Below are 24,719 nucleotides of genomic sequence, written 5' to 3'. Positions count from 1 at the left end.
TCCTACCTCCTCAGTTTCGGGTCTAACGCGTCCTGCAAGCCGTCTCCAAGTACGTTAAACGCGTACATCGTCAAGGAAATGAAAAAAGCGGGGAAAAACAGCCGCCACCAATGGCCTGATAAAATCGCCGGCAGCCCGTCGTTTGCCATGACTCCCCAGCTTGCAAACGGCGCCTGAATGCCGAGTCCGAGAAAACTTAAAAATGATTCCGCAAAAATCGCCGCCGGCACCGTAAGCGTCATTTGGACAATAATGGCTCCCATCGTATTCGGCAGCAGATTTTTCTTAATGATCCGAAATGTTTTCGCTCCAAACGTTTTCGAAGCCAATACGTGTTCATCATGCTTCATCCTCAGCACCTGCCCTCTGACAATCCGCGCCATGCCGACCCATCCCGTCACGGTCAGAGCGACGATAATGGAACTGAGCCCCGGCCCCATCAGCACCATTAACAAAATGACAACGAGCAGATACGGCAATCCGTAGAGAACCTCGATGATTCTCATCATGGCGCTGTCTGTCCGGCCCCCTTTGTAGCCGGCGACGCCTCCGTAGATGACGCCGATCAAAAAGTCGATCAGCGCCGCCATCACACCGACAAATAAAGAGATCCTCGCTCCGTACCATGTTCTTGTAAACACGTCCCGGCCAAGTTCATCGGTTCCGAACCAGTGTGAAAAAGACGGCGGAAGATTCTGCTCGGCGAGCGTCTGCCTTGTCACGCTGTGCGGTGATATCAGCGGACCGAACACAGCCGATAGAAACAGGCAGCATAATATCACAAGGCCGGCCATCGCCAATTTGTTCTTTTTAAGCCGCCGCCACGCATCCTGACTGTAAGACAGGCTCGGACGCTTGACCGACTCGGTTTCACCCTTTCTTTCCGCGCCCGGCTGAAACCAGTCATCAGGCACTTCTGTGTGTTTTACCGTTTCTTGCGGGAGATTCATCAGGATCACCCTTTCTTATGAAGTTTTATGCGCGGGTCTAACAGGCCGTATGCCAAATCAACCAAAAACAGCAGGACGATCAGAATCACACTGTAAAATACGGTCGTTCCCATGATGACCGGGTAATCTCGCTGATTGATGCTTTCTACGAAATATTTGCCCATTCCCGGTATGGCAAAAATTTTCTCGATGACGAAACTGCCCGTTAAAATACTTGCGGCAAGCGTCCCGAGTACTGTCACAACAGGCATAAGAGCATTTTTCAATGCGTGTTTGATCACAATTTTGACGGGAGAAAGCCCCTTTGCTTTTGCCGTGCGGATGTAATCCTGAGTCAGCACTTCGGCCATGCTTGATCTTGTCAGCCTCGCGATAATGGCCATGGGACCGACGGCAAGCGCAACAGTCGGCAGGACCATGTGAACGGGACTCGTCCAGGTAGCTGCCGGAAACCATCTCAGATGAACCGCAAATTGCTGAATCAGCAGCGTAGCCATAATAAAATTCGGAATGGAAATCCCGAGCACCGCAAGGCTCATGGCTGCATAATCGAGAAAGCCGCCGCGCCTGAGAGCGGCCATTATGCCGAGCGCGAGTCCGGAAATAACAGCGATGATGATCGCCGTTATCCCAAGCTCAAATGAGACCGGAAACCCGCGTTCGAGCATAGCGTTTACACTGTCTGACGGTTTTTTAATTGAAGGACCGAAATCAAAGGTAAGAATGGATTTTAGATAGATGGCGTATTGAGTGATAAGAGGTTCGTTCAGATGGTAGTAGGATTCGAGATTTCGCTGGACCGCTTCGTTTGTGCCCCGCTCTTCGTTAAAAGGCGAGCCGGGTATCACTTTCATCATGACAAATGTCAGAGTGGTAATGACGAGGACGGTCATAATCATGGCGATAAAACGTTTGATAAAATACCGCAGCAATGCCGTTCACCCCTTTAACAGAATGTTGTTCTCATGGCGAGTTCTGTCATGACGAGCATGGCCTGATAGGCTTCCGGCATGTCTTTTGCCTGAAATTGAACGATTGTCGTTCCCGGGATGATTTCTGTGCCCGGCATTAAATGGGCCCATTCAGCCTGTCCGTAGTTGGCAAATTCAATGCCTAATACAGGTCTTTCAGGCGGAGTCAGCGGTTTGACCTTATCTTTATTTTTGAGCGCATAGGCTGTTTTTTCCGTCAGGAGCCGTCCGGCTTTTTGAGGGGACAGGCATTTGACCGCGGTTCTTGAAATGGTTTGTTTGACGGCGGCAGTCGTCACATTCGGGATCAGCTCCTCCGCTTCTTTTGCGGCGCAATCATCTCCGGCAGCCATGATGACCGGGACATCGTAAAATCCGGCGAGATAGGCATTTAACCCCAGTTCACCGACCGGCTTATCATTTATGTAAAAGTGGCGGACGCCGAATATCATGCTGTGCGACATAACGCCCGGCATCGACGCTCTCGCATGATAGCCGATAAACATCACACCTGAATACGATTCATCAAGCCCCTGCATCATGGAAAACGGCTTGACATCCCCCGTAATCAGCTCTGCCTCAGGGTGAAGTTTTTCCGCGAGCAGATTATTCATCTTTGAGTGGCTGTCATTCACGGTCACTTCCGTGCATCCGTTATTAAACGCTTCTGCGATGCACCAGTTTGCTTCTTCGGTCATCAGAACCCTGCCGCGCTCATAATTGTGCATGCGGGAATTGACAAATGTTTCATCAGGCAGTCCGGAAATCCCTTCCATATCCACAGATAGATACAGTTTCATGTAATGCCTCCTTTTTTACTTAAAATTTCGATATTGAATTATGAATATTCTAACAAATTATATTAAAAAAGGATGAAACATGCAATATACCATTCTGCCATTATGGGAAAAAACAAACCCTTTTCACCGGGAAAAGGGTTTGCTGATAGAAAAAGTTACATACTGTTTTTGCTTATATGATGACGCTGAAACTGTCTGACCGCACTTCTGTATTCATGATCGGGAATGACCTGATGCCTGATCGGTTCAGGAGCCTGCGGCGAAGGCTGTTCAGCCGCCTGCTTACGGACGGCATGCGGTTTATGCGCCAGCTTATGTCCCATGCCGGTCGCATTCATGACAAATGATAAACACACTAAAAGCAAGCTTAAGATGAAAGCAATAAGAAACAAATCGCTGTATGTCCCCATCAGCAGGTCATGCGGCGATTGTGTGCCGCGCGCGCCCCGAAGCGTGCCGGAAGCATCTCTTTTCGTAAAATACCCTATTAAAACAGGTGCGCCCATATAAATGAAAAGCCTCAAAAACTGAACTGCCGTCATGCGTTTCACCAGTTCCGGAAGCGGTCCGCCCAACGCGGCTCCCATCAGTCCGGCTGCCACAATAAGCCCTGTCCCGGCCGCCAGCATCACGAAAAGCCCCGCAAATAGAATAAGCGGTATATGATGATCTGCCGTCATCCATTGGAAATTCACGAACACCAGTATAACAGAGCCTGTTATGCCGAGCATGCCCGGACCGACTTTATCATATGCTAATGCACTGATGACAGCGGCGATGGCCACGCCTCCCAAAAGGCTCGCATAAAGGAATATCAGTTGAGTTTGTGACATATGATATGCGGTCTGAAGCTCCCCGTGAAATGCAGAAAGACTGACCGCTATGGAAATACTGCCCGCAGCGATCATGAAAACACCCAGAATCGGCTTTGGAATCAGCATAAGTTTAATCGAAATCAGCGCATGTTCGTTTCTGTACTGCATGATCAGCAAGATCAGAAGAATGACGATGCTTCCTCCAAATCCCGCCAATGTCTGCCATGATGAAAAGCCCCATTTCGGCAGATGAATAAATGTATAGGCGGTCAGCACGGCTGATACACCCGCTAACAGAAAACCGATGCCGTCAAATGGACATTTTTCAGCATTTTTATGAGCGTCATCCCGCAGCCACATATAACTGAAAATGAGGCCGAAAAAAGACAGCAGGCCAAAAATGCCGAACAGCCAATGCCAATGGCCGGCGCTTGCCGCCGCCGTGCCTAAAACGGTTCCCATAATGACGGACCCGTAAAATCCGCCGATTAACACAAATAATGCGTAATTCCGGCGCTCAATCGGAAACGAAAGCACCAGCATCGGGATCATAATCATCAGCATAGTGCCCGCCGCAGCTCCCTGTAAAAAACGGCCCGCGGCGAGCGGATAAATATCATTTGTCACAGCAGCAAGGAGCGCTCCGATGACACCCGCGGCAATTGAAATCATATAGACAGGCCGGGAGCCGAATCTTTTTCTTAAATACGGCCCCGCCGGCACGAATAAGGCAAATGCCATATTACCGATAATAATCGGATGAAAAGAGTCAAAGTTTTCCCCGCCGACCGTCTGCCGGACAAGGCTTTGGACAGCCGAAAGAGCGGTATTCGACATCAGCCCCGGCCCGACCGCCAATACAGCGAGCAGAGAAATAATCCAGTGATGTTTTTCTTTCATGTGACAGCTCCTTTCTGACTATTTGACAAAGTGAAAAAGCTAACAGATCTCCCCCATTAGCTTGACAGAATTTTCATATCTTTTCATGTGAAGGATTGAACATAATATCTCATTTATTATTTCAAATCCGATGGAAATTGTCAATATAAAGCGCCGCGCGTCCGATTTCGTCTTTTTCACAATTTCCCACAATCTTTTCATTATTATCCCACACTTTTTGTTTAAGATGGAGTCAGTAATAATAGGCAAATCATGCTATGATGAAATAGAGAAACGGAGTGAACATGATGGATAACTATCGTGATGAAAATCGGACAGACCAAAAAGAACAGGAAGTCCTTTTAGTAAAAGAAAACCCGCAGCCGGCCGGATATTCCGCGCCGGACGAGGACAAGAAAAAACGAAGCTTCGGCTGGTTCAGACCGCTTCTCGGCGGAGTGATCGGCGGAGGGCTCGCCCTCGGCATCTATACATTTACGCCGCTTGGAGACCATCAGACTCAAGATACTTCCAATCCGGCTCCCGCTCAGGAAACGTCATCGGTAACCGCCAAGCAGACATCTTCTGAATCAGACAGCGGCAAATCGGCAAACAGCTCATCGGCAAATTCAAGCAGCATTTCGAATATGGTGGAAGACATTTCACCGGCGATCGTCGGGATCACCAATCTGCAGAAGCAGCAAAGCAGTTCCGATTTATTCGGATTCGGATCAAGCTCAGATTCAAACTCTAATTCGTCGGGTGATGATGCGGAAACGGGATCGGGTTCAGGCGTTATTTTTAAGAAAGCAAACGGCAAAGCGTATATCATTACGAATAACCACGTGGTCGAAGGCGCCTCTTCCCTTAAAGTGTCATTATTTGACGGCACCGATGTAACAGCTAAACTCGTCGGCAGCGACTCTCTGACAGACTTGGCCGTTTTAGAAATCAGCGATAAACACGTGACAAAAACGGCAAGTTTCGGCAGCTCATCCGCTCTCAGAACGGGTGAATCCGTCATCGCCATCGGTGATCCGCTCGGAAAAGACCTTTCCCGCACCGTCACACAAGGCATCGTGAGCGGCTTAAACAGAACCGTCTCGATCTCTACGTCAGCCGGCGAGTCGAGCATCAACGTCATCCAAACCGATGCCGCCATCAATCCCGGAAACAGCGGCGGACCGCTCTTGAATACAGACGGCAAAATCATCGGCATCAACAGCATGAAAATCAGCGAAAGTGATGTAGAAGGCATCGGCTTTGCCATCCCGAGCAACGATGTAAAACCGATCGCCGAAGAGCTTCTCACGAAAGGACAGGTGGAGCGCCCTTATATCGGCGTGAGCATGATCGACTTGGAACAAGTGCCGCAAAACTATCAGGAAGGCACACTCGGGCTTTTCGGCAAACAGCTGAATAAAGGCGTTTATATTCGCGAAGTGGCGCAGGGCTCACCTGCTGCCAAAGCCGGATTAAAAGCAGAAGACATCATTATCAGCTTAAAAGGGAAAGAAACCGGCACGGGCAGCGAACTCCGCAATATTCTCTACAAGAATACGAAAGTCGGCAGCACCGTTGACGTGAAGATTATCAGAAACGGCAAGGAAATGACGAAAAAAATGAAACTGACTCAAAAAGAAGAAACATCTTCTTAACAAAAATCCAAGGCAGCCGCCTTGGATTTTTTATATACAGATGAAACTTTAGGCCTGGATCAGCCGTATGACTTAGTGTACAGGAGGATACATACACATGAAACAAACCGGACTTTTGCTGGTCGTTACCGGCCTGATCTTGCTGCAGCTGAGCATTCAGCTTCCTCAGCAAAACGCTGCTTGGGGAATGACGTTGGGTGCAAGCATTTTACTGAACCTTTCGGGAACCGGACTGATCATGCGCTCTCTGCACACGCAGATCGGACGCAGATGAATAAAAAAAGCACCCTGTCCGCTGGCCGGACAGGGTGTTTCGGTTAAGACATATGCTGGTCCCGATAAATCTTTTCGTTTTTCATGCCGTACGCTTTTTGCACGATATAGAGCGGACGGTCTTTTGCTTCGTCATAAATCCTTCCGATATATTCGCCGATCATTCCGAGCATTAATAGAACGATGCCGCTGAATAACAGCTGTATCACAATCAGAGAGGACCAGCCCGTAATGGTGCTGTTCGTAAACAGCTTCATGTATAAAACGATAAACATATAGAGAAAACCCGCTCCCGACATGATCATTCCCGCATAGCTTGCCGCCTTGAGCGGTTTATGAGAGAACGTTGTGATCCCGTCCATGGAAAGCTTCAGCATTTTTTTAAGCGGGTATTTCGTTTCCCCCGCAAGCCGCTCATCACGTTCATATTCTACAGCAGTCTGCTTAAAGCCGACCCAGCTGACGAGTCCTCTGACAAAAGGATTTTTTTCTTTTAATCTTTTCATCTCATCACAGACTTTTCTGTCCAGCAGGCGGAAATCTCCGGTGTCGAGCGGAATATCAATATCAGTCACGCTCCGCAGCAGCCGGTAAAACATAGAGGCCGTCTGTTTCTTGAAAAAGGTTTCTCCCTTTCGTTTCGTTCTGACGGCGTACACCACATCGTAGCCTTCTTTCCACTGCTCAATCATATCAAGGATTAATTCAGGAGGGTCCTGCAAATCGGCGTCAATGACGGCGATTGCATTCCCCTCTGCATAATCCATACCCGCTGTGATCGCGATTTGATGTCCGAAGTTTCTGGAAAAGTCAATAATTTTCACTCTCGGATCAATCAGACTGTGCTCTCTTAAAATCTCAATACTGCGGTCTTTGCTTCCATCATTGACAAAGATCAATTCATAATGCTCTTTTGTTTGATCCATGACTTCTTTCAGGCGCTGATAGGTTGTCTGAATGACGAGTTCCTCGTTATAAACCGGGACGACTATTGAATATTGAATATGTCTGCTCATGTTTTTTCCTCCTATTCATCAGATTGAAGTTCGTATAGTGAAGCTGACTGATTCATTCCGCCCGGCCCGCCGCTCATTCGGCTGTTTTTACCCGCGGCCTTGCTGCTTTTTGTATCAGCTGGATCACTATTTTTCGTTTTCTGATCTGTGCTTGATTGCCATTTATCTGAAGATACTTTCTTTCCGTTTTTCTCAACCCACTGCACAATATCGTTATTTCCGCCTTTGCCCATTCCGGATGTTAAGAAGTATTTTACTTTCCCTTCTTTTACGAGCTTTTTAAATTGAGTCAGCGTAATGGCCGGGTCAGACCCGCTGAATCCGCCGATCGCCATGACCGCTTTTTTCGTTTTAATAATGTAAGGCGCCGCCGTGTTGGAATCGGTTGTAGCAAATAGATAGTCCGCTCCGTCGTTGTGTTTCTCTAAATAGTTGATCAGTTTTGTATTGACAGATGAGTTATCCATTCCCATGCCTTTTCCGCTTGTTGAAGCGAGCTGAGGGCCTGTTTCAGGCAATGAGCTGTTGCCTCCGTACAGAAGCGGTGTGCTCGCCCAATAAATCGGCATGACCATCAAGACGAAAAGGGCTGCAAGTGAAACATAATAACTTAGCGGTTTTTGGCGCTGTTTGAATACGAACAGGGCGATTGCTGCCACTGCGCCGAGAACGCCTGCTCCGATGCTCCAGCCTGCGCCGATTTGATCATTGTAGTTTCTGAGGATAAACAGCTCAAATCCGGTTGTCACAAGAATAGCGGCCGGCAATAGCCAAGTTTTCCATCCCGCCTGCTTGCGGTACAGATGAACGAGGGCGACCCATCCCGCACCGACAAGTGCCGCGATCGGAGGCGCCAGCATAATGAGATAATAATGGTGGAAAAATTCCGCCACACTGAAGAATCCGGCAATCGGCACAAGCCACGCTGCCCAAAAGATCGTTTCCTTCTGTTCTGCTGATAATCGTCTTCTTTCTCTCGCCCCGGCGATCAATAAACCGGCCATTCCAAAAATCGCAAACGGCAGGAGCCAGCTGATCTGATCAGATAATTCCGTTTGGAAAAGGCGCAGCGGACCAGGGGTTCCCGTTCCGAACATTCCTGAACCTGATTGCATTTTCGAGCCGGTGCCTGCACCGCTTTTTCCTCCGCCGCCATCTCCGCCGCTTGGAGGACCTCCTTGACCGCCGCTTGGCATTTTCCCGTTAGATGGAGGTGCCGTCATACTGCCGTTTTGTGGTTTGTCTCCGCTTGCTGAACTGCTGCTTGAAGACTGGCCAGGCGGTTTTTGCATTTGTGAAGAACCATCGGAAGAAGACATCTCTTTCGATGCGTTTCCGTCCGGCCCGCCCTGGCCGCCGCCGGAACTTTGCCCTGTCAGCCGCTGAATCCCGTTATATCCGAAAGCCAATTCCAATACGGAGTTTGTCTGGCTGCTTCCGACATATGGCCTTTTGCTGGCAGGAATATTATCAACAATGAGCGGCCATGACAATGAAACGGCTGCTAAAACGGCTAACGCGCTTACCAATGAAATGATTTTTTTCTTAATCGTGGTGTTTGCCGCAATCATATAGAACAGCAAGAAGGCCGGCAAAATCATATAAGCCTGAAGCATTTTTGTGTTAAAGCCTGCTCCGACGACAAAAAATGCCGCCAAAAGCCAGATCAGTCTGCCTTTTCTGATCGCTTTAAAGAGAAGCCATGTGGCGAACAAGAGGAAAAAGACCAGTAAAGCATCGACATTATTCGTCCGCGCGACCGCTACTGCGATCGGTGTACACGCCATGACAAATGAGGCGATGCGCGCCGCCGTTTTTCCGAACGTCGGCTTTATTAATAAGTACATGAATAGAACTGAACCTACACCCGCCAATGCCTGAGGCAGGATGACGCTCCACCCGTGCATACCGAATATCAGCGCGCTGATCGTTTGAACCTGGTATGTAACAGGCGGTTTATCTACCGTGATAAACCCGGCTGCGTCAAATGAAGCGTAAAAGAAATTATGAAAGCTTTGAAGCATACTCGTTACCGCTGCGGTGTAATAAGGATTCACCGTATCGTCATTCCAGATGTTGTACATATTCAAGAATGCGGAAGCGAGTAAAATGACAATTAAGACTGCGTCTATCTCGCGTTTTTTCATTTTCACCTGTGTTTTCACTCCTTTTGTTTAACTTTGAACAAGTGTAACAACCAAATGTGAAAAATTTATTAATAAACAAAGACAATTATTTTGCCGTTTACAAATAGGTAAAAAGAATGACAAAACGGGTAAAAAAGCAAAAAAAAGATGCCCCCGTCAAGCCGGGAGGCATCTGTCATGATTTCTGATTTACTGTATCGGTTTCAGCCGTGCTTCTATTTCAGAACGGCGGTGTTCGAGATAAGGCGGGAGCGCAACCGTTTTGCCTAGCTCTTCAGGTTTTTCATCAACCATAAATCCTGGACCGTCCGTTGACAATTCAAACAGAATTCCGTTCGGCTCCCGGAAGTACAGCGCTTTGAAATAATAACGCTCTACAATGCCTGAGTTGCTGAAACCTTCTTTCGTAATGATGCGGTGCCATAAAGCAAGCTCCTCTTCATTCTGAACGCGGAAGGCCACATGGTGGACGCTGCCTTTCCCCGGACGCTCGCGCGGAAGATCGTTTCTTTCAATGAGATGGACTTCTGTGCGCGCGCCTCCGTTTCCGGATTCGAGCACCGTAACCGTGCCCCGGTCTTCATGCGTTTCTTTCCCGATTTCAGTGAAGCCGAGCACATCGGTTAACACACGCAGCGTCGGTTCTGCATACGGGACGGTCAATTCAACGGGACCAAGACCGCGGAAAGAATATTCTTCCGGTATGCCGCTTTGCTTCACCGCTTCACCGATGTCTTTTCCTTTTTCGTCAGCTGTCAGCACAAGCCGCTGTCCTTCATGATCCCAAAAAGCGAGTGTCTCTCTGCCCGCTATTGTCATGATGTCGCCATGAGCGACCTGATGCTCTTCGAATCGTTTTTTCCAATATTGCAGCGCTTGTGCATCCGGGACACGCAGGCCGATTGAAGAAATACTGTTTGTTCCCGCATGAAACGGCGCAATCCGCGGAATTTCGAAAAACGTCAATTCCGATCCCGGATTGGCTGTTTCATCACCGTAAAACAAATGATACATCGTCGGTTCATCCTGGTTTACGGACTTTTTCACAAGCTTCAGTCCCAGGATGTTCCGATAGAAATCTAAATTTTTCTGCGCATCAGCCGTCAATGCTGATACATGGTGTATTCCATTAACTTTCATTATGTTATCCTCCAGTCAATTATCTCGATTTCGAGATATTTTATATATACAATTTATGTTATCCGGATCGCAAAGTCAACCCATCTGCTTCACAGACGGTCTGCAGACTGTCGCTCCCCAAATAACGAACCTTCGATATTAAAAAACCATTAATGTTCGCTTTTAAAACGGTATTTTTTCCTTCTCAAAAGCAGAAACCTTTATCTTTTAGGGAAAACAACAAAATCAGAAAATTTATTTTATTCGTGTTTCAGCAATTAGGGTTTACAATATGGAAAATAGTTTTTTCAGCATGACGATTTTACATCTGGAGGGATAGGATATGCAGATTGAAGAGAACGGACTTAAAAAAGAGATCGGCCTTACCATCGCCCTCTCACTTGTTATCGGCACCATCATCGGTTCCGGCGTATTTATGAAACCAGGCGCCGTGCTTGCCTACTCCGGTGATGCGAAAACCGCGCTTATCGCGTGGCTGTTAGGAGGCATTTTGACGCTTGCCGGCGGCTTGACCGTTGCGGAAATCGGCACTCAGATTCCGAAAACGGGCGGACTTTATACATATCTAGAAGAAGTGTACGGCGAATTTTGGGGCTTTTTGTGCGGATGGGTTCAAATTATCATTTACGGCCCCGCCATTATCGGAGCAATCGGCTTGTATTTCGGCTCCTTGATGGCGCACTTGTTCAATTGGGATTCCGGCTGGTCTAAATTGATCGGGATTTCAGCCGTTTTGTTTTTAAGCATCATTAACATTATCGGAACGAAATATGGCGGCATCGTCCAGGGAATTACGACTGTCGGCAAATTGATTCCGATTATCTGCATGATCGTATTCGGCCTTTGGAAAGGCGATCAGCATATTTTTACAGCCGTTACAAGCAGCATGTCGGACATGAATTTCGGCGCTGCCATACTGGCCACCTTGTTTGCTTATGACGGATGGATTCTGCTTGCGGCACTCGGCGGCGAAATGAAAAATCCGGAAAAGCTGCTCCCGAGAGCGATGACGGGCGGACTGCTGGTCGTCACCGCCATTTATCTTTTCATTAACTTTGCGCTGCTGCACATTCTTCCTGCGACCGACATCGTCAAACTCGGTGAAAATGCGACCGGCACCGCTGCCGGAATGCTGTTTGGCGACATCGGAGGAAAATTGATCAGCGTCGGAATCATCGTCAGCATCTTCGGCTGTTTAAACGGAAAGATTCTCGCTTTTCCGCGTGTCTCGTTTGCGATGGCGGAACGGAAACAGCTGCCGTTTGCCGGACAGATTTCGCGGGTGCATCCGACGTTCCGCACCCCGTGGATTGCCGTGTCATTTCAGATCGCGCTGGCCATTATTTTTATGATCGCCAGCAATCCCGATAAGCTGTCTGAAATCTCTATTTTCATGATTTATATTTTTTACGTCATGGCCTTTTTCGCCGTGTTTATCCTCAGAAAAAAAAGCGGCGGAAAACCGCGCGCCTACAGCGTGCCTTTGTATCCGATCATTCCTGTTTTGGCCATCGCGGGTTCACTGTTTGTGCTGATCAGCACGATCATTACAGATACACTGAGCTGCGCGCTGTCCCTCTTGATCGGCCTCGCCGGGCTGCCGCTTTATTTTTGGCTGAAAAACGGCAGAAAAAACTGACAAAAACGGTTCCTTTTACGGGAGCCGTTTTTTTTCTGGCAAAATCACGTGCAAAAGTTGACAGCAAATTCACATCTTTTGTTATACTTTTTAAGCAAGATGTCTGAATTCGAAGTATGTTACGTTTTTTTGGCGAAGTGGGTAACATAAGAAAAACAGGATGAGACACGTTTTTACGAAAAAATCAAGTGGCGTTTTTTTCGACTTTATCTGTTTTTTTTCGACAAAAGGCTATATAATAATTTGATGTGTGCATTGTCTCATTCAAACAATGGAGGGTTTTTAATGATAAAAAGAAAAAAAGATAAGTTCTCACTCCTTTTAACAGAAATCGCAAAAAACATAGACGAAACCGCAGAATATTTTGTCAACTTTAAAGTGACGAACCAGACGACTTTAAAGGAATTTGCCGATACGTTAAAAGAGTTTGAAACAAAAGGAGATAATCATGTTCATGTCATGATTAAAGAGCTGAACAAAGCTTTTATCACTCCCATTGAACGTGAAGACATCCTTGAGCTGACAAACAGCCTCGATGACGTGCTTGACGGAATCGAACATTTTTCAGCAATGATGGAGATTTTCTCGATCACTTCTTCCGATGAGCATATCGATAAGTTCAGCGGATACATCAGAGAGTGCGCGAAGGAAATTTTAATCACGATTGAGCTGCTTGCAGAAAACCGATTGAAGGACATTCACCCTCACGCCATTAAAATTAAGGAATACGAGCACAGCTGTGATAACCTGCACCGTAAATCATTAAAAAATCTGTTCGGCACAGAAACCGATCCGATTAAAGTGATTCAGTACCGCGAGATTTACGAAACGCTTGAGGAAATTGCCGACTCTTGCCAAAGCGTTGCCAATAACCTTGAAACCATTATTATGAAAAACGCGTAACGAGGGGTTATAATGGATACTCTATTACTTTTAACGATATTAATTGTCATATGCGCTTTGGTATTTGACTTCATTAACGGATTTCACGATACCGCAAACGCAATCGCCACCTCAGTTTCGACAAAAGCGCTGAAGCCGCGGCACGCAATCGTCATGGCCGCCATCATGAACTTTCTCGGAGCGATGACATTTACCGGTGTGGCGAAAACCATTACAAAGGACATTGTGAATCCTTATACATTAGACAACGGGTCAGTTGTCATTCTGGCGGCTTTACTCGCCGCAATCGTCTGGAACTTGATCACATGGTATTTCGGCATTCCGAGCAGCTCTTCACATGCGATTATCGGAGCGATCGCCGGAGCGGCCATTGCAGCGTCAGGTTTTGCAACGCTTAATTATAAAGGGTTCATTAAAATTATCGAAGCACTTATTTTATCACCGATCATCGCCTTTGTTCTCGGCTTTATCGTATATTCGATCGTGAAGCTGATTTTTAAAGACAGCAATCTGGCGAAAACAAATAAACGCTTCCGCAGAGTGCAGATTTTGACGGCTGCCATTCAGTCCTATACACACGGAACGAACGACGCGCAAAAAGCGATGGGTATCATTACGATGGCGCTTATGACGGCCAATTTACATAAAAGTGATGCCATTCCTTTTTGGGTGCAGCTCTCTTGTGCCCTGGCAATGGGTCTCGGCACATCCATCGGCGGCTGGAAAATCATTAAAACCGTCGGCGGAAAAATTATGAAAATCCGTCCGGTAAACGGCGTATCTGCCGACTTAACCGGCGCAGCCATTATTTTCGGGGCCACGTTTATTCATCTCCCTGTCAGCACGACGCACGTCATTTCGTCTTCCATTCTCGGTGTGGGCGCTTCCCACCGCGTAAAAGGCGTAAACTGGGGAACGGCTAAACGGATGCTCATTACATGGGTCATCACCCTGCCGATTGCAGGTACACTCGGCGCCATCGCCTTTTTCATCCTAGATCTCTTTTTCTGATGACATCCGCTTCTTTACAGAAGCGGTTTTTTTTGTGACAGGAAAATGATGTCATGACATAGAATGAACATAGCAGACCATTTTTCAAATTGTGAGGGATGCTCATGCTTTTGTTTTTTCAGATTATGGTGTGGACGATGGCGGCCGCACTCATTTTATATGTGTACGCATCCTGGCGGTATGAGGCAAAGGTAAAAGAAAAAATGTTTGCCATCCGTAAAACGTGGTATTTACTATTTGTACTGGGCTCCATGGTCTATTGGACATATGATCCCGAATCGCTCTTTGCCGAATGGAGACAATATTTGATTGTTGCCGTCTGCTTTGCCCTTATTGATGCGTTTATCTTTTTGAGCGCGTATATCAAAAAGCTCGCCGGCAATGAATTAGAGACGGATACGCGGGAAATTTTAGAAGAAAATAACGAAATGCTTCACTCCTATCTTGAAAAACTGAAAACCTATCAATATCTGTTGAAAAATGAACCGATCCATGTATATTATGGAAGTACAGAAGCTTATGCGGAAGGCATCAGCAGACTGCTGGCCGCTTATGCCGAAAAAATGAATGTCACGGCTTCCTTGTGCGACTATTCCGCACAAGCGGATAAGGACCGCTTGACAGAGCATATGCCTGATGCGGCGGACGTTCAGTCCCGTCTTAACCGTAAAGACGTCTACTATGATCAAAAAGGCAGGCTTGTGCTTATTCCGTTTACAGTTCAGAACCGCCATTACGTGATCAAACTCACGTCGGAAAACCTGTTGACGGAATTCGATTATTTGCTTTTCACATCGCTAACGAGCATTTATGATTTAATGCTGCCAATAGAAGAGGAAGGTGACGGTTAAATGGAGCAGGCATTTCAAAACGGGCAGCCGGAACAAAGAGCGAAACCGTTCAAAATGTTTAAAAAACGTTCAATGACAAGTATCGCAAGTTACCAGGTCAGCCCTCATACCGCCAGAATTTTCAAAGAAAACGAGCGGCTGATTGACAAGTATAAACAAAAAAAAGCTTGATTACACTAAGGACAGGAGACACGGCTCTTGTCCTTATTCCTTTTTTCCTTATCTTTCATATAATAAAACCAACAAAGAGATGCGACAGGTGATGATGTGAAGAAAATTGTCAGGCGCGTAAAGTTTGTGGATTACGGACGCTTCGGGCTTTCCGCTTATTCGCTGAGGATGCGGGCGAGGAATCTCAGGCTATTGAACCGGTTAAAAAAGAAAAAAGGCTGAATCCCGCAATGTGAACGGGACTCAGCTTTTTTGTTAAAGCTGCATCAGAATTTTCGCTTTTACAGCGGGGCCGTAGACGCCGTCAGACGTCAGTCCGTTTACAGATTGGAAGCGGGCCACGGCATCTGCGGTTTTCGGACCGTAGATACCGTCAATTCCGTTATTGACAGCTCCTTTTTCAGGATAGAAATAAAGCGCGGCGAGCGCGTTTTGCACCTGGTATACCTTTTCGCCGGACGTGTACGGCTCTGTCAGCTGAATCACCTCGTCCGGAAGAGAATACAGTGCTTCAACCGGCGGGCTGACGATCAGTACTTGTCCGACTTTAATCAGGTTCGGGTCAGCGATGTTATTCCATTTCTGCAGATCGGCCACGCTGACGCCGAATTTCCGCGCGATCGCTGACAGCGTATCTCCTTTTTGGACGGTATACGTCTGTCTTTCCCCAGAACCGATTCCCGCTTTAAACTCATCCCATGTATCCAACAGTCTTCTCGGACAAAGCTTTCCTGACCAATGCTTGTGCGCAACGACATTTGCAAGCGGGATGCCGTGAGAGGTCATTAATGTGCGGATGAGCCATTGGGCGTTTGCCACGGCCTGTGAAAAGTTGCCGTCTGCGTTTTCACAAATTTCAATACCGATGGATTTACGGTTGCCGTCCCCGTTTCCGTCACCGGCATGCCAGCCGTTTTCGTTCAGCGGAAGATGCTGATAAATTTCCGTATCATCGACTGTGAAATGCCAGCTTGTCGGTGTATCGGGATTTTTCACATAGCTTGCGTGACTTTTGGCGTTAGCTCCGACTGCAGTATTGGCTGTATTGTGCACCGTAATGTAAATCGGTGTCATTGCATAGCCTGGGCGGTTATTGTTTCCTGCCGGGATAAAATCCTGTGTGATCTTTACCATATTCTCATCTCTCCTATTTCGATAAATTGTTTATTTTTAATAAAGCCTGCTGTTTTTTCCCTTTTGCTGTAACGTAATTGTTTTTAAACCAGGCGGCGGCAGTCGTTATGATTGTAAAAACGGCCGACCCGGCGGCATACAGCGTATCTGCAAGCTGGCTGACCTGGTCCTCCTGAATATTCAGCGGCGATTTGCCGAACATCAGCAAAGTTTGATTCAATAAAGCAAGCAAAAGAAGCACCGTCCTGACGACCGTGCCTTTGTCCGCGAATTTCATATCGGTTTCCCCCTTACTTTTGCAGCAGATTGTACATGATGGCGATGGCTCCGCCAATGACGCCCGTGCAGATTGCTGTCACGATCGCTCCTGTAATGGTGCGCTTAATCCATGTTGTGTTTTCGTCAATTTTGTTCAGTTTTTCATTCAGCGTCATGATTTGCTGATCCTGCCGGTCGGATACCCGCTCTAATGCGGCTACCCGCTGTTCAAGCACCTTTTGTTCACCTTTGATGCCTGCGAATTCTTTTTGCACCGCTTGTTCATCCAGAAGCACTTCCGCTCCCCCCTCTTACATTGTTCTCACCTCCCTTCGGAAGCTTCATTCTTACGAAAATGCCGTGCCTTTGACAGAAAGGCTCCCGCCGGAAATGCTCTGGATTTCCATGACGATTTCCTTAAAGCCGGCAATATCAAATGACCACACTTCGTCTGTGCCTGATGTACCGGCGGCTGATGTTCCGTCTTCAGACCTGATTCCTCTGATCGGCACGTTTTTTCCCGAGATGGATCTCCCCCAAAACGCGACATGGCCCGACTCAGCCGTGCCGGTGATTTCGACGAGAAGTTTTTTCCAAGCGCCCGCCGAGAAGATGCTTCCCTCGCCCGCCTCTGCTGCATTTTCATGAAAAATCACGTCTGTATATGAAAACGCCATATCACCGCCCGTACCGACAGATTGGTATAAAACAAATTCGGACTGCTTTTGATTTCCGTTTTCAAAACGGAACCGGTAATATCGTTTTGTCAGGCAGACCCAACCCGAAGCGGTCAGCACTCCGCCTTTGACTGCGACAGAATGTGAAGCTGTCCACGAATTGTTATCCTCACTCTCTTCGATAAAAAGAGTTCCGCTGCGGTCCGAATAAGCCCACCCCTGTACTCTGTCTATAAAGACGGCTCCTAAACGGTGTTGTCCGAATTGGCTGTATACTTCTATCGCTTCTAGCGGCGTATTGGTAAGAAGCTCTGCCATTCCGGACAAATCAGCAACAGGTGTGACATAATCGTTTTTGTTACCGCGATAAGCTTTTACGGCGCCGGGTCTGCCAAGTTGATCGACGGGAAATTCAAATGAATGCTTTTTCATCGGCCGTCCTCCTTTTCTCATTTATTAAAAATGACAAATAAAAAAAGCCGTTTGGCTTATGACACAGCATTTTTATAGTTTTCGTATGTTTCACCTGTTATTTCTTGAAATTCCTCAGGCGTGATATACTTCGCGGCCACACCTTCAGCCAGATCTTCGGCAGAGCAGTCATCATAGCCCATAGCTTGTTTTACCATTTCTATTGTGGCCCACTTATAAAACAAAGCGTAAACCCAAAAGTTAAGTCTCTTCATTTTTTCATTCTCCTTTTACGTTTAAGAATTCTAATTTTAAAGACGCTAATTGCCTGCCGAGTGACTGCTGCGCTTGTTCGGCTGCTTTTCTGGCCAATTTCTCATTCGCCAGCTGTCCGCCGAGGCCTGCAAGCTGGTTTGGATCGGGAGCCGTATCTTTTTTTAAGCTGTCTTTATATGCTTCGTCAGCGGTTTCCACCCATTCTTGTTTCTCTTCATCAAAAAATGGGCGCCACATGCCTTCGCCGTTTATTTCCGGCGGAAAGTCCGCAGCGTTAGGAGGCATCATATAATCTCCTGTCTCAGAATCCGGATAAAGCTCAATCGGAGTGCCTGTATAAATGTTGTCATTGTCATACGGAAATATTAATTTCATATTCTCGCTCCTTTACGTGAGTGCCAAAACAAGGTCAATATAATAGCCGTTCACATTACTTTCTATATTGGCCATAATTCCCGTCAGCTTCATATCTCCATTAGAATAAATAATAAATTTGCTGTAACCGGTGGTGCCGCTGGCTGCAACCATCGTTACAACGCCTTTGGCCGGTGCACAAGAGGATGGCACACTCCCGAATACCACTTCTCTGTCCGTAAGAACGTGTCCGTTCAGGTGAAGGGTGTTTCCCACTTTGCGGTATTGAAGCGGCCTGTCTCCTGATTTAGCGCCATTTTTATAAGGAACATTTATCCAAGGTACATTCTCAGTATCAAGTTCAGTAACGAGGCGCCGCCAGCCCTGCCAGCCCAAGTTCAAATCCAAATAGTTCGTGAACATATTATTTTTATAATCGACGGCAATGACATACCCAAACGTTCCCTTTCCCTCACTGTCAAGAGAGGTAAAATGAAACATGCCGCGGGTCGAAGCGCTGCTCGGACTGTCTGCCGCTTTGCCGGTTGAATAAAAGGTGCCGAACGCCCTGCCGTTTTTAACGATTTTTTCAAGAAAGTTATCATCATCACCAATTGTAAGAAGATAGCCGCCGTTATCGTTTGTTATTTTCGAAAGCTGTGCCCCGTTCCACATATTTTTATCCGCCTGTGTGACATGGATGTCTTTTTTATTGGCGTGAGCGTCTACTTTTGCTTGAGAGCCTGCATCTGTTTCTCTTTGGCTCCACTCCGACCAAACGCCTTTAGTGCTGAAACTTCGGACGTATATGGGATTTCCGGCGGTCGCTGTGTCTATAAACATTTGGACAAACGTCGGTGATGCTCCGCGGGTTCTTTGCATTACAATTAATTGTCCTTATTCCGCAGAAAACAGCCGCTGGCGTTCGTTTAACTCATCACCTTCGCCCGGGTTATTTTTTCCGCCGCTTTCCGCGTTCTTATGAAGCGCCTCGTCCCAGCGCCCTTCTTTTTTCCATCTGCCGATCGTTCTTGCGGATACGCCTGATTTGCTGGCAAGGGCGCGATTTGTGATGCGGCCTTTATGAGACTGATAGATTGTAAATGCCTGTTTTCTTTTTGCGTTTTTCATGCTACGGCATCACCGCCACCTCCGACATGATTGTCTATAATAAAAAGCGGCTTCTAATCGGGCCGCTTTTTGTGATCGTCTGTTCACTTCTAGGTGGCAAACGTATGACAACTTATGAAGCAGGCGATTGATTTCTTTGTTCCTGCTGTTTTTGTATTTTTAGAAGCGCCCGTTTGACCGTCGTCTGTACGGTTGATTTCTTTACATTCAGCAAGGCGGCAATCCGTTCATATGAAAAGCATTCCGCTTTGTGGAGCAGCAGCATTTCTTTTTCTCTATCCGTTAAAACGGCTAATGCGTCCCGCAGTCTGATTCTGTCTTCTTCAGTCACATTTGCGGAAGGTTCAAACATCAGCGCCTGCGAATAGGTTTCTATGATTCTCGGATCTTTAATCAGCATTCTCTGATAAGCGTCTCTGCGGTCTATCGCTCTTCTTATGCCGGGCTGCCGGCCTTTTTCAAGCCATTCGATGACATATTCCACATCTGTAATGATCGTTCTGATGATTTTTTTATCTTTCAGTTCTTCTGAAGTAAGCACCGTTTCATCGGCTTCCTCCAGCTGCTTGTACCACTTTTTCGTCTCTTTCAGCGTGCGTTTATATTCAAATAGTAAGTCTTCCATGCAGATCCTCCTCTTTTTCGGAACAAAAAAAGGACACCAACCAATGCGCAGCATGTGCGCGATTGATCAGTGTCCGCAGGCTTTCCGTCTTGGACGTATTCTGTTTTTTTCGATTAATTCAATTTAAAGCCGATTTCATATTCGACCCGGGCCAGATCCCCTTTTCGCGTTTCGACAAGCGTTTTGCCGTGCTCCGGCGCTTCGGCGAGCCATGCTTCCTTCTTCAGTCCGTCTACAATGATGACCCGCACCTTTCCTTCTTCCAGCTGGCTTTGTAATGTTGTATGTTCAATGTCAGTCAGTTTTTTAGGATTCATGTTTTACGTCCTCCGTTTTTTTCAGGATGTTTACTTCATGTATGAGGCTTCCGAGCTCATTTATGAACGCTTCTTTTTCTTCAGAACTTTCTCCCCGGAGCAGGCGGAGAGCCGTTTCGGCCGCCTCAAAAAGTTCCGGGGCTTTTGCCATCAATGCCGCGTTGATCTGCTGAGAGTATGAACTTAAGTTGAAAACGGCCGCGATGAGCCTTCCGTTTGAATAAGGGAACTTCTCTTTATCCGCTTCGCTGTAAGCGGAATAAATGTAAATGGGTTTTTCTTTTCCGCTGTGTACGGCCCGCCATGGAGCGGGGCTGTGTTTTTCTTGCAATGGTTATCCTCACTTTCCATCAGCCTCATGCCATGCTTCAATTTGCTTTTCTATCCGTTTCGCCCTGAACAGCAGGCAAAAAAGCCATTTAATATATTTATACACGTGCATCAAGCCTCGCTTTTGCGTCTTGAACCATTCGCTCAAGACGTTTAATGACCGGCGTTAAATCAGTGCCTGTTTTGCAGTTCGGGCAAGGGTGAAAGACAGCGCCGAAACCCGTTTCCGTCACAATGACCTTCTTCGGCCCGCACAGCTTACACATTATCTCGCCCCCTCTAATCTGTGGTTTACGTCAAATGAATTGCCATTAATGATGACTAAATAATCGCTGCACATCTCATAAATTCTTGTGCCCAAGGCTTCATCAACCTGCACCAGTCCGTCACAGGCCAGCTCGCTCGAGATAAGAACCGGCTTATGATTTAAATAGCGGTAATTTACGACGGCGTACATTTGTTCAATCTGCCAATCGGTCGCCCGGGGTTTTCCGTTCAGCGGTTTGAACAGATCGTCAATAAAAAGCACATCCGCCTGTTTCATACGGCCAAGCTTTTCATCAAGCAGATCAAAATCATTTTTTAAATCCGTAAAGCCCTCCACAAAAGGAAAATACAGCACGGGTGTCTGCATCTGTCTCATGACATAATTGCTGAGAGCGGTCAAAAGATGGGTTTTTCCCGACCCCGGACGCCCTAAAAGGGCAATGCTGTTTTTCCGGCAGTTTTTAATCTTGTCGAAGTTTTCAACATATTCAAGGGCGCACTCATATGCGTCGACGACTGCCTGAGGCTTGCCCCGCGTGATAAATCCTTTGAAATCCAGCTTTCGAAAGGCGCCTGTAATCTCACTTGCGCTGAGGATGCGCTCTGCTTTTCGTTCGGCGGCGCAGCGGCACTTAACCCACACATCCAATCCCAGCTGGTTTTTGAGGTAACCGCCCTGATCTTTACAGAGCGGACAGTCAAAGCGGCTTTCGTCTGATTCTTCCGGTCTGTCCGCCAGTAATGGACGTTTTCCGTTTTTCAGGTCGGCCAGTATCTGCTCGATCGTTCGTTTTGTCATGTATCGTATTCCTCTCTTTTTTTGTTGTGATTGTCCTTCCCGCAATTCGTGCATTCAAGCGGTCTTCCATATACTTGGCGCAATAGCTGAAAGCCTTGATCGTTTCAGCTGAAGATGTGCGCCGCTGTTCAAAAGCGGTAAAGCATTCGCCGAGCCATTTGATTGCTTCTTGTGCTGACGCACCGAGGGAAACAATACGGGCGATGGCCTGATAATCCCGGGGCGACGGGTATACGCTCCGCCCCTCCTGTGCAGACCTTAATCTGATAAAATGGGCGGCAATGTCGTTAATCGCTTCTTCAGCAGTATGATTTATTGTTATATCTATTTCTCTCCGGACATTTTTGTCCCGGTGATCCGCCGATATTGTCCGGTCAGTTGCTTCCGGGCGGGTCAATGTCTTTTTCGGCGTGAATCTTTTCGAGTGCTTTACGGAGACGATGAGTCCGTAAGGGGCGCGGACGGTTTTGATATATTCATGCTGTTCCAAAACCTCAAGCCACCGTCTGACGGTTTTTTCGCTGACGGCAAATACATCGGCCATCTCTCTTGCTTTTACGGGCTTATGACCAAGGACGGATCCCCCACTTTACACCCTCTTTTACGTGTTCCTTTGTCGTTGAGCTGATGAACCATAAAAACAGCCAAATGGCGGACCCTATTTTGTCATAATGTTCTGAATTCAGTAATCCGGAATAGATGAAAAACGGGTAGCTTTTACGATTCATAAGGGACGTCTCCGTTTGTCTTCAGACCTATATAGCGTTCATACTGCAATCGGTTATCAAATCGGAATACCGGAAGTCCGCAAGCGGTAAAAGATATCGAACCGCCTGCTTTTCCTAAACATCTCTGGTCAGCCGGATTGCTGCTGAAACGGATGATTATCGGCTGCATCTCTCACCCTCCTGATCAATTTTTTATCGTATATTGATACATTTCGTATCATTATGATGTTGATTATATATGATACATTTCGTATCATCAAGACCTTTTTGATACTTTTTTTATCATCTCTTTATTTTGATACATTTTGTATCTATAATCATAAGTAACTTAGGGTGTTGAAAAAAGAGAGGTCATTCGGATGATAGGCGGAAGATTAAAGAGTCTCAGAGGAAAGAAAACGCAGGAAGAAGTCGCAAATCATATCGGTGTCTCGCGCGCCAGATATTCTCATTATGAAAACGGCCGATCTGAACCCGATTACGACACGCTGCAAAAGCTTGCGGATTATTTCAAAGTGTCGACTGATTATTTGTTAACCGGAAAAGAACCTTCAGATGAAGACATGTTTGCCGATCCCGACCTGCAGATCGCATATCGGGACATGCAGGACTTTTCCCCGGAGAGCAAACAGCAGGCCATTGAATTCATTAATTATTTAAAAGAAAAAGAGAAAAACCGCAGGCCGAAACATAAATAATCCGCTCTTTTCCTTTAAACTGCTTAACGTTCAGCCGATATAAAAGCTGAATGTTTATTTTTAAAAGAAAAGGGAATTGATTCAAAGTCCGATCAGGGCTTTTCTTTCTCGCTTAAAAAAGAACATATGTTCGAAAGGGTGTATTCAATTGGGCGATTTTTTAACACATCTTGAGGAATACGTCAAAAACTTATATTGCCGCATGGGAATGACCGCCCCTCTCCATATTGATATGCAGATGATTGCCAAGGAGCTTGACATTTGGATTCATTTTGAAGATACGCACAGTATGATGCTGAAGCGGGACGGCATGTACAGCATCGTCCTGAATCAAAAAAAGTCACCCGAAGAGCAATGGCAGGATTTTGCGCACGAACTGTGCCATGTGCTGAAGCATACCGGCAACCATTTTCATATGAACAAGCTGTTCAGAGAACTGCAGGAATTTCAGGCCAACCATTTTATGTACCACTTCTGTGTGCCGACCTTTATGCTGTTAAACATGGAGCTTCCCCAGCGAAGGAGCCACGCCGTCATTTTAATCGCAGCCGCTTTCCGGGTGACGGCATCATTTGCGGAAAAAAGGCTGGAGCTGTTTGAACGGCGTAAAGCAGGTATTCAATTTCAGAAGCGGCTCGCTTGTCTGTTATCCGACAAGCGGCCGAATGTGTATTATGAAAGCGGACAGACACACTTGCATGCCGCTGAAGAAAAAACGCCGTATTTTATTGAAAATTAGCGATACTCTGCCGGCTTGGAACGCAGCCGGCAGAATGTCATCATTCTCACCGTGCTGCCCGCCACGCACTTCTTGCGCCGCATAGCAGCTCCAGTAAATATAAGAACGGGCCCCCTGTTCATTTATCATAAAAACCGGCCTTCACGGCTTCTACATACCGAAAAAACAGATCGGTTGGCGTATATTTTTCTCCCCGGCAGCCAAAATTGCTGAACAGCGCGTGTCTCTGCGCCGTGCTCACTTCCAATTGCAGCCCCATTTTCCTTTTTGTCCGATTGACAATGTTGCGGGGATTTACACCTGCCAGCCGATCATTCTTCTCTGTCAGCTCGGCATCAAACCCCGCTTCACGCAGCAGATCACAAATCAGTCTTGCTTTTTCCAGATCCGCGCCCCCGACGAGTGTATTTGCCTTTTTCAGATCATGATACCCATGAAAAGCCAATGCGTAATGATGGGCGGTCACTTTTTCTAAAGCCAGGGGTTCGTCAAAGCGTGTGCTTGTCAAATGGAGAGAACGGTTATCGCACCGCTTCGTTCCTTCAAATAAATAAATTGAGCTTTGGTCAGAAAATGCCCGCACCAGCTCACTGACACCCGGCTCAACCCTGCCGCCGTGGGGAGCGAGGACGATACATTTACTTCCCTCTTTTTCTTCATAAATAATTCTGTATTCCGATTCAGCAGCAGAAAGGGCTGCGAAATTGTCATATCTATCTTTCATGTGTAGCATGCTCTCCTTTTCCAGTCA

The 24,719-nt window shown here is 46.9% G+C and carries 30 protein-coding genes and 3 pseudogenes; 10 read left to right on the top strand and 23 right to left on the bottom strand.

The annotated features are described in order from the left end of the window. Window positions 1-2: 2 nt before the first annotated feature. From ACKTRM_RS06510 to ACKTRM_RS06495, 4 genes are all read right to left on the bottom strand, one after another. Window positions 3-950, bottom strand: coding sequence for an ABC transporter permease (locus ACKTRM_RS06510; RefSeq protein WP_003154782.1), 948 nt, complete (start codon window positions 948-950; stop codon window positions 3-5). A 5-nt stretch (window positions 951-955) separates the two neighbouring features. After that, window positions 956-1,882: an ABC transporter permease gene (locus ACKTRM_RS06505; protein WP_007407247.1), complete on the bottom strand. Its 927-nt coding sequence runs from the start codon at window positions 1,880-1,882 to the stop codon at window positions 956-958. 14 nt (window positions 1,883-1,896) lie between these two features. Then, window positions 1,897-2,721: a M55 family metallopeptidase gene (locus tag ACKTRM_RS06500; RefSeq protein WP_007407248.1), complete on the bottom strand. Its 825-nt coding sequence runs from the start codon at window positions 2,719-2,721 to the stop codon at window positions 1,897-1,899. Window positions 2,722-2,876: 155 nt separating this feature from the next. Next, complete coding sequence (locus ACKTRM_RS06495) at window positions 2,877-4,436, bottom strand: MFS transporter (protein ID WP_012117373.1); 1,560 nt, start codon at window positions 4,434-4,436, stop codon at window positions 2,877-2,879. 287 nt (window positions 4,437-4,723) lie between these two features. On the opposite strand from ACKTRM_RS06495, the gene htrA reads away from it, so the two are divergent. Together htrA and ACKTRM_RS06485 are read left to right on the top strand one after the other, a co-directional pair. Continuing rightward, the gene (gene htrA / locus ACKTRM_RS06490; RefSeq protein ID WP_150978879.1) at window positions 4,724-6,073 is read left to right on the top strand and encodes a serine protease HtrA; all 1,350 of its coding nucleotides are present in this window, start codon (window positions 4,724-4,726) and stop codon (window positions 6,071-6,073) included. A gap of 97 nt (window positions 6,074-6,170) precedes the next feature. Next, window positions 6,171-6,347: a hypothetical protein gene (locus ACKTRM_RS06485; RefSeq protein ID WP_023356847.1), complete on the top strand. Its 177-nt coding sequence runs from the start codon at window positions 6,171-6,173 to the stop codon at window positions 6,345-6,347. Between the two features lie 43 nt (window positions 6,348-6,390). On the opposite strand, the gene ACKTRM_RS06480 is transcribed toward ACKTRM_RS06485, so the two are convergent. From ACKTRM_RS06480 to ACKTRM_RS06470, 3 genes are all read right to left on the bottom strand, one after another. Further along, window positions 6,391-7,362 (bottom strand): glycosyltransferase family 2 protein, encoded by a 972-nt coding sequence (locus tag ACKTRM_RS06480; protein ID WP_012117371.1) that lies wholly within the window; start codon window positions 7,360-7,362, stop codon window positions 6,391-6,393. Between the two features lie 11 nt (window positions 7,363-7,373). Next, entirely contained in the window at window positions 7,374-9,515 is a 2,142-nt protein-coding gene (locus ACKTRM_RS06475) for an ArnT family glycosyltransferase (protein WP_012117370.1), read from the bottom strand. Between the two features lie 183 nt (window positions 9,516-9,698). Next, window positions 9,699-10,649 (bottom strand): ring-cleaving dioxygenase, encoded by a 951-nt coding sequence (locus ACKTRM_RS06470; RefSeq protein WP_012117369.1) that lies wholly within the window; start codon window positions 10,647-10,649, stop codon window positions 9,699-9,701. A 322-nt stretch (window positions 10,650-10,971) separates the two neighbouring features. Here ACKTRM_RS06470 and ACKTRM_RS06465 point away from each other — a divergent pair, with 322 nt between their 5' ends. From ACKTRM_RS06465 to ACKTRM_RS06440, 6 genes are all read left to right on the top strand, one after another. Further along, window positions 10,972-12,288, top strand: coding sequence for an APC family permease (locus ACKTRM_RS06465; RefSeq protein WP_007610842.1), 1,317 nt, complete (start codon window positions 10,972-10,974; stop codon window positions 12,286-12,288). A gap of 285 nt (window positions 12,289-12,573) precedes the next feature. Further along, window positions 12,574-13,191: a DUF47 domain-containing protein gene (locus ACKTRM_RS06460; RefSeq protein ID WP_003154804.1), complete on the top strand. Its 618-nt coding sequence runs from the start codon at window positions 12,574-12,576 to the stop codon at window positions 13,189-13,191. Between the two features lie 12 nt (window positions 13,192-13,203). Next, window positions 13,204-14,202: an inorganic phosphate transporter gene (locus ACKTRM_RS06455; protein ID WP_007407255.1), complete on the top strand. Its 999-nt coding sequence runs from the start codon at window positions 13,204-13,206 to the stop codon at window positions 14,200-14,202. 104 nt (window positions 14,203-14,306) lie between these two features. After that, complete coding sequence (locus ACKTRM_RS06450) at window positions 14,307-15,053, top strand: type II toxin-antitoxin system SpoIISA family toxin (protein ID WP_012117368.1); 747 nt, start codon at window positions 14,307-14,309, stop codon at window positions 15,051-15,053. Further along, a complete protein-coding gene (locus tag ACKTRM_RS06445) occupies window positions 15,054-15,224 on the top strand; it encodes a type II toxin-antitoxin system SpoIISB family antitoxin (RefSeq protein WP_003154807.1) in 171 nt (56 codons plus the stop codon). It begins immediately after the preceding gene. A gap of 96 nt (window positions 15,225-15,320) precedes the next feature. Continuing rightward, complete coding sequence (locus tag ACKTRM_RS06440; protein WP_023356844.1) at window positions 15,321-15,446, top strand: hypothetical protein; 126 nt, start codon at window positions 15,321-15,323, stop codon at window positions 15,444-15,446. Window positions 15,447-15,479: 33 nt separating this feature from the next. Here the strand turns inward: ACKTRM_RS06440 and ACKTRM_RS06435 are convergent, their stop codons facing one another. From ACKTRM_RS06435 to ACKTRM_RS06365, 15 genes and pseudogenes are all read right to left on the bottom strand, one after another. Beyond that, window positions 15,480-16,358 carry an N-acetylmuramoyl-L-alanine amidase gene (locus ACKTRM_RS06435; RefSeq protein WP_007407257.1) on the bottom strand — a complete coding sequence of 293 codons (879 nt, stop codon included), beginning with the start codon at window positions 16,356-16,358 and terminating at the stop codon, window positions 15,480-15,482. A gap of 13 nt (window positions 16,359-16,371) precedes the next feature. Next, window positions 16,372-16,635 (bottom strand): phage holin, encoded by a 264-nt coding sequence (locus ACKTRM_RS06430; protein WP_003154813.1) that lies wholly within the window; start codon window positions 16,633-16,635, stop codon window positions 16,372-16,374. A gap of 13 nt (window positions 16,636-16,648) precedes the next feature. Further along, on the bottom strand, window positions 16,649-16,912 hold the full coding sequence (locus ACKTRM_RS06425) for a hemolysin XhlA family protein (protein ID WP_003154815.1): 264 nt from the start codon (window positions 16,910-16,912) through the stop codon (window positions 16,649-16,651). Window positions 16,913-16,963: 51 nt separating this feature from the next. After that, window positions 16,964-17,725: a hypothetical protein gene (locus tag ACKTRM_RS06420; RefSeq protein WP_012117367.1), complete on the bottom strand. Its 762-nt coding sequence runs from the start codon at window positions 17,723-17,725 to the stop codon at window positions 16,964-16,966. 56 nt (window positions 17,726-17,781) lie between these two features. Further along, on the bottom strand, window positions 17,782-17,979 hold the full coding sequence (locus ACKTRM_RS06415; protein WP_012117366.1) for an XkdX family protein: 198 nt from the start codon (window positions 17,977-17,979) through the stop codon (window positions 17,782-17,784). Window positions 17,980-17,983: 4 nt separating this feature from the next. After that, window positions 17,984-18,355, bottom strand: a complete 372-nt coding sequence (locus ACKTRM_RS06410) for an XkdW family protein (protein ID WP_012117365.1) — start codon at window positions 18,353-18,355, stop codon at window positions 17,984-17,986. Window positions 18,356-18,367: 12 nt separating this feature from the next. Continuing rightward, window positions 18,368-19,231 (bottom strand): annotated as a pseudogene (locus tag ACKTRM_RS06405) (hypothetical protein); the annotation flags it as partial. A gap of 12 nt (window positions 19,232-19,243) precedes the next feature. After that, window positions 19,244-19,465 (bottom strand): annotated as a pseudogene (locus ACKTRM_RS06400) (terminase); the annotation flags it as partial. A 112-nt stretch (window positions 19,466-19,577) separates the two neighbouring features. Next, a complete protein-coding gene (locus tag ACKTRM_RS06395; RefSeq protein WP_012117362.1) occupies window positions 19,578-20,090 on the bottom strand; it encodes a sigma-70 family RNA polymerase sigma factor in 513 nt (170 codons plus the stop codon). 113 nt (window positions 20,091-20,203) lie between these two features. Next, the gene (locus ACKTRM_RS06390; RefSeq protein WP_007407280.1) at window positions 20,204-20,407 is read right to left on the bottom strand and encodes an XtrA/YqaO family protein; all 204 of its coding nucleotides are present in this window, start codon (window positions 20,405-20,407) and stop codon (window positions 20,204-20,206) included. Then, on the bottom strand, window positions 20,397-20,738 hold the full coding sequence (locus ACKTRM_RS06385; protein ID WP_007407281.1) for a hypothetical protein: 342 nt from the start codon (window positions 20,736-20,738) through the stop codon (window positions 20,397-20,399). Before ACKTRM_RS06385 ends, ACKTRM_RS06390 begins: the two co-directional genes overlap by 11 nt. Before the next feature lie 97 nt (window positions 20,739-20,835). Then, the gene (locus tag ACKTRM_RS06380) at window positions 20,836-21,003 is read right to left on the bottom strand and encodes a hypothetical protein (RefSeq protein ID WP_003154863.1); all 168 of its coding nucleotides are present in this window, start codon (window positions 21,001-21,003) and stop codon (window positions 20,836-20,838) included. Continuing rightward, entirely contained in the window at window positions 21,003-21,803 is an 801-nt protein-coding gene (locus tag ACKTRM_RS06375) for an ATP-binding protein (protein WP_012117361.1), read from the bottom strand. The genes ACKTRM_RS06380 and ACKTRM_RS06375 overlap by 1 nt, the downstream gene beginning before the upstream one ends. Further along, window positions 21,703-22,531 (bottom strand): annotated as a pseudogene (locus tag ACKTRM_RS06370) (phage portal protein). The gene ACKTRM_RS06375 and the pseudogene ACKTRM_RS06370 overlap by 101 nt, the downstream one beginning before the upstream one ends. Beyond that, on the bottom strand, window positions 22,521-22,700 hold the full coding sequence (locus ACKTRM_RS06365) for a hypothetical protein (protein ID WP_007407285.1): 180 nt from the start codon (window positions 22,698-22,700) through the stop codon (window positions 22,521-22,523). The pseudogene ACKTRM_RS06370 and the gene ACKTRM_RS06365 overlap by 11 nt, the downstream one beginning before the upstream one ends. A 190-nt stretch (window positions 22,701-22,890) precedes the next feature. Between ACKTRM_RS06365 and xre the strand changes: the two genes are divergently transcribed. Next, complete coding sequence (xre, locus tag ACKTRM_RS06360) at window positions 22,891-23,229, top strand: HTH-type transcriptional regulator Xre (RefSeq protein ID WP_003154871.1); 339 nt, start codon at window positions 22,891-22,893, stop codon at window positions 23,227-23,229. A gap of 148 nt (window positions 23,230-23,377) precedes the next feature. Continuing rightward, a complete protein-coding gene (locus ACKTRM_RS06355) occupies window positions 23,378-23,968 on the top strand; it encodes an ImmA/IrrE family metallo-endopeptidase (RefSeq protein ID WP_007610775.1) in 591 nt (196 codons plus the stop codon). 118 nt (window positions 23,969-24,086) lie between these two features. Here the strand turns inward: ACKTRM_RS06355 and ACKTRM_RS06350 are convergent, their stop codons facing one another. Then, window positions 24,087-24,692: a poly-gamma-glutamate hydrolase family protein gene (locus ACKTRM_RS06350; RefSeq protein ID WP_012117359.1), complete on the bottom strand. Its 606-nt coding sequence runs from the start codon at window positions 24,690-24,692 to the stop codon at window positions 24,087-24,089. Window positions 24,693-24,719 lie beyond the last annotated feature (27 nt).

This window comes from Bacillus sp. D7-8 (assembly GCF_052055895.1).
GTDB lineage: Bacteria > Bacillota > Bacilli > Bacillales > Bacillaceae > Bacillus > Bacillus velezensis.
This window is presented reverse-complemented; position numbering and strand designations above follow the sequence as displayed.

Coding starts and splice junctions, on each gene's coding strand:
- ACKTRM_RS06390 (WP_007407280.1), bottom strand. CDS start 20,407: ATGAATCCTAAAAAACTGACTGACATTGAACATACAACATTACAAAGC.
- ACKTRM_RS06460 (WP_003154804.1), top strand. CDS start 12,574: ATGATAAAAAGAAAAAAAGATAAGTTCTCACTCCTTTTAACAGAAATC.
- ACKTRM_RS06375 (WP_012117361.1), bottom strand. CDS start 21,803: ATGACAAAACGAACGATCGAGCAGATACTGGCCGACCTGAAAAACGGA.
- ACKTRM_RS06435 (WP_007407257.1), bottom strand. CDS start 16,358: ATGGTAAAGATCACACAGGATTTTATCCCGGCAGGAAACAATAACCGC.
- ACKTRM_RS06380 (WP_003154863.1), bottom strand. CDS start 21,003: ATGTGTAAGCTGTGCGGGCCGAAGAAGGTCATTGTGACGGAAACGGGT.
- ACKTRM_RS06510 (WP_003154782.1), bottom strand. CDS start 950: ATGAATCTCCCGCAAGAAACGGTAAAACACACAGAAGTGCCTGATGAC.
- ACKTRM_RS06420 (WP_012117367.1), bottom strand. CDS start 17,725: ATGAAAAAGCATTCATTTGAATTTCCCGTCGATCAACTTGGCAGACCC.
- ACKTRM_RS06480 (WP_012117371.1), bottom strand. CDS start 7,362: ATGAGCAGACATATTCAATATTCAATAGTCGTCCCGGTTTATAACGAG.
- ACKTRM_RS06485 (WP_023356847.1), top strand. CDS start 6,171: ATGAAACAAACCGGACTTTTGCTGGTCGTTACCGGCCTGATCTTGCTG.
- ACKTRM_RS06430 (WP_003154813.1), bottom strand. CDS start 16,635: ATGAAATTCGCGGACAAAGGCACGGTCGTCAGGACGGTGCTTCTTTTG.
- ACKTRM_RS06445 (WP_003154807.1), top strand. CDS start 15,054: ATGGAGCAGGCATTTCAAAACGGGCAGCCGGAACAAAGAGCGAAACCG.
- xre (WP_003154871.1), top strand. CDS start 22,891: ATGATAGGCGGAAGATTAAAGAGTCTCAGAGGAAAGAAAACGCAGGAA.
- ACKTRM_RS06450 (WP_012117368.1), top strand. CDS start 14,307: ATGCTTTTGTTTTTTCAGATTATGGTGTGGACGATGGCGGCCGCACTC.
- ACKTRM_RS06415 (WP_012117366.1), bottom strand. CDS start 17,979: ATGAAGAGACTTAACTTTTGGGTTTACGCTTTGTTTTATAAGTGGGCC.
- ACKTRM_RS06495 (WP_012117373.1), bottom strand. CDS start 4,436: ATGAAAGAAAAACATCACTGGATTATTTCTCTGCTCGCTGTATTGGCG.
- ACKTRM_RS06410 (WP_012117365.1), bottom strand. CDS start 18,355: ATGAAATTAATATTTCCGTATGACAATGACAACATTTATACAGGCACT.
- htrA (WP_150978879.1), top strand. CDS start 4,724: ATGGATAACTATCGTGATGAAAATCGGACAGACCAAAAAGAACAGGAA.
- ACKTRM_RS06455 (WP_007407255.1), top strand. CDS start 13,204: ATGGATACTCTATTACTTTTAACGATATTAATTGTCATATGCGCTTTG.
- ACKTRM_RS06395 (WP_012117362.1), bottom strand. CDS start 20,090: ATGGAAGACTTACTATTTGAATATAAACGCACGCTGAAAGAGACGAAA.
- ACKTRM_RS06365 (WP_007407285.1), bottom strand. CDS start 22,700: ATGCAGCCGATAATCATCCGTTTCAGCAGCAATCCGGCTGACCAGAGA.
- ACKTRM_RS06470 (WP_012117369.1), bottom strand. CDS start 10,649: ATGAAAGTTAATGGAATACACCATGTATCAGCATTGACGGCTGATGCG.
- ACKTRM_RS06500 (WP_007407248.1), bottom strand. CDS start 2,721: ATGAAACTGTATCTATCTGTGGATATGGAAGGGATTTCCGGACTGCCT.
- ACKTRM_RS06465 (WP_007610842.1), top strand. CDS start 10,972: ATGCAGATTGAAGAGAACGGACTTAAAAAAGAGATCGGCCTTACCATC.
- ACKTRM_RS06350 (WP_012117359.1), bottom strand. CDS start 24,692: ATGAAAGATAGATATGACAATTTCGCAGCCCTTTCTGCTGCTGAATCG.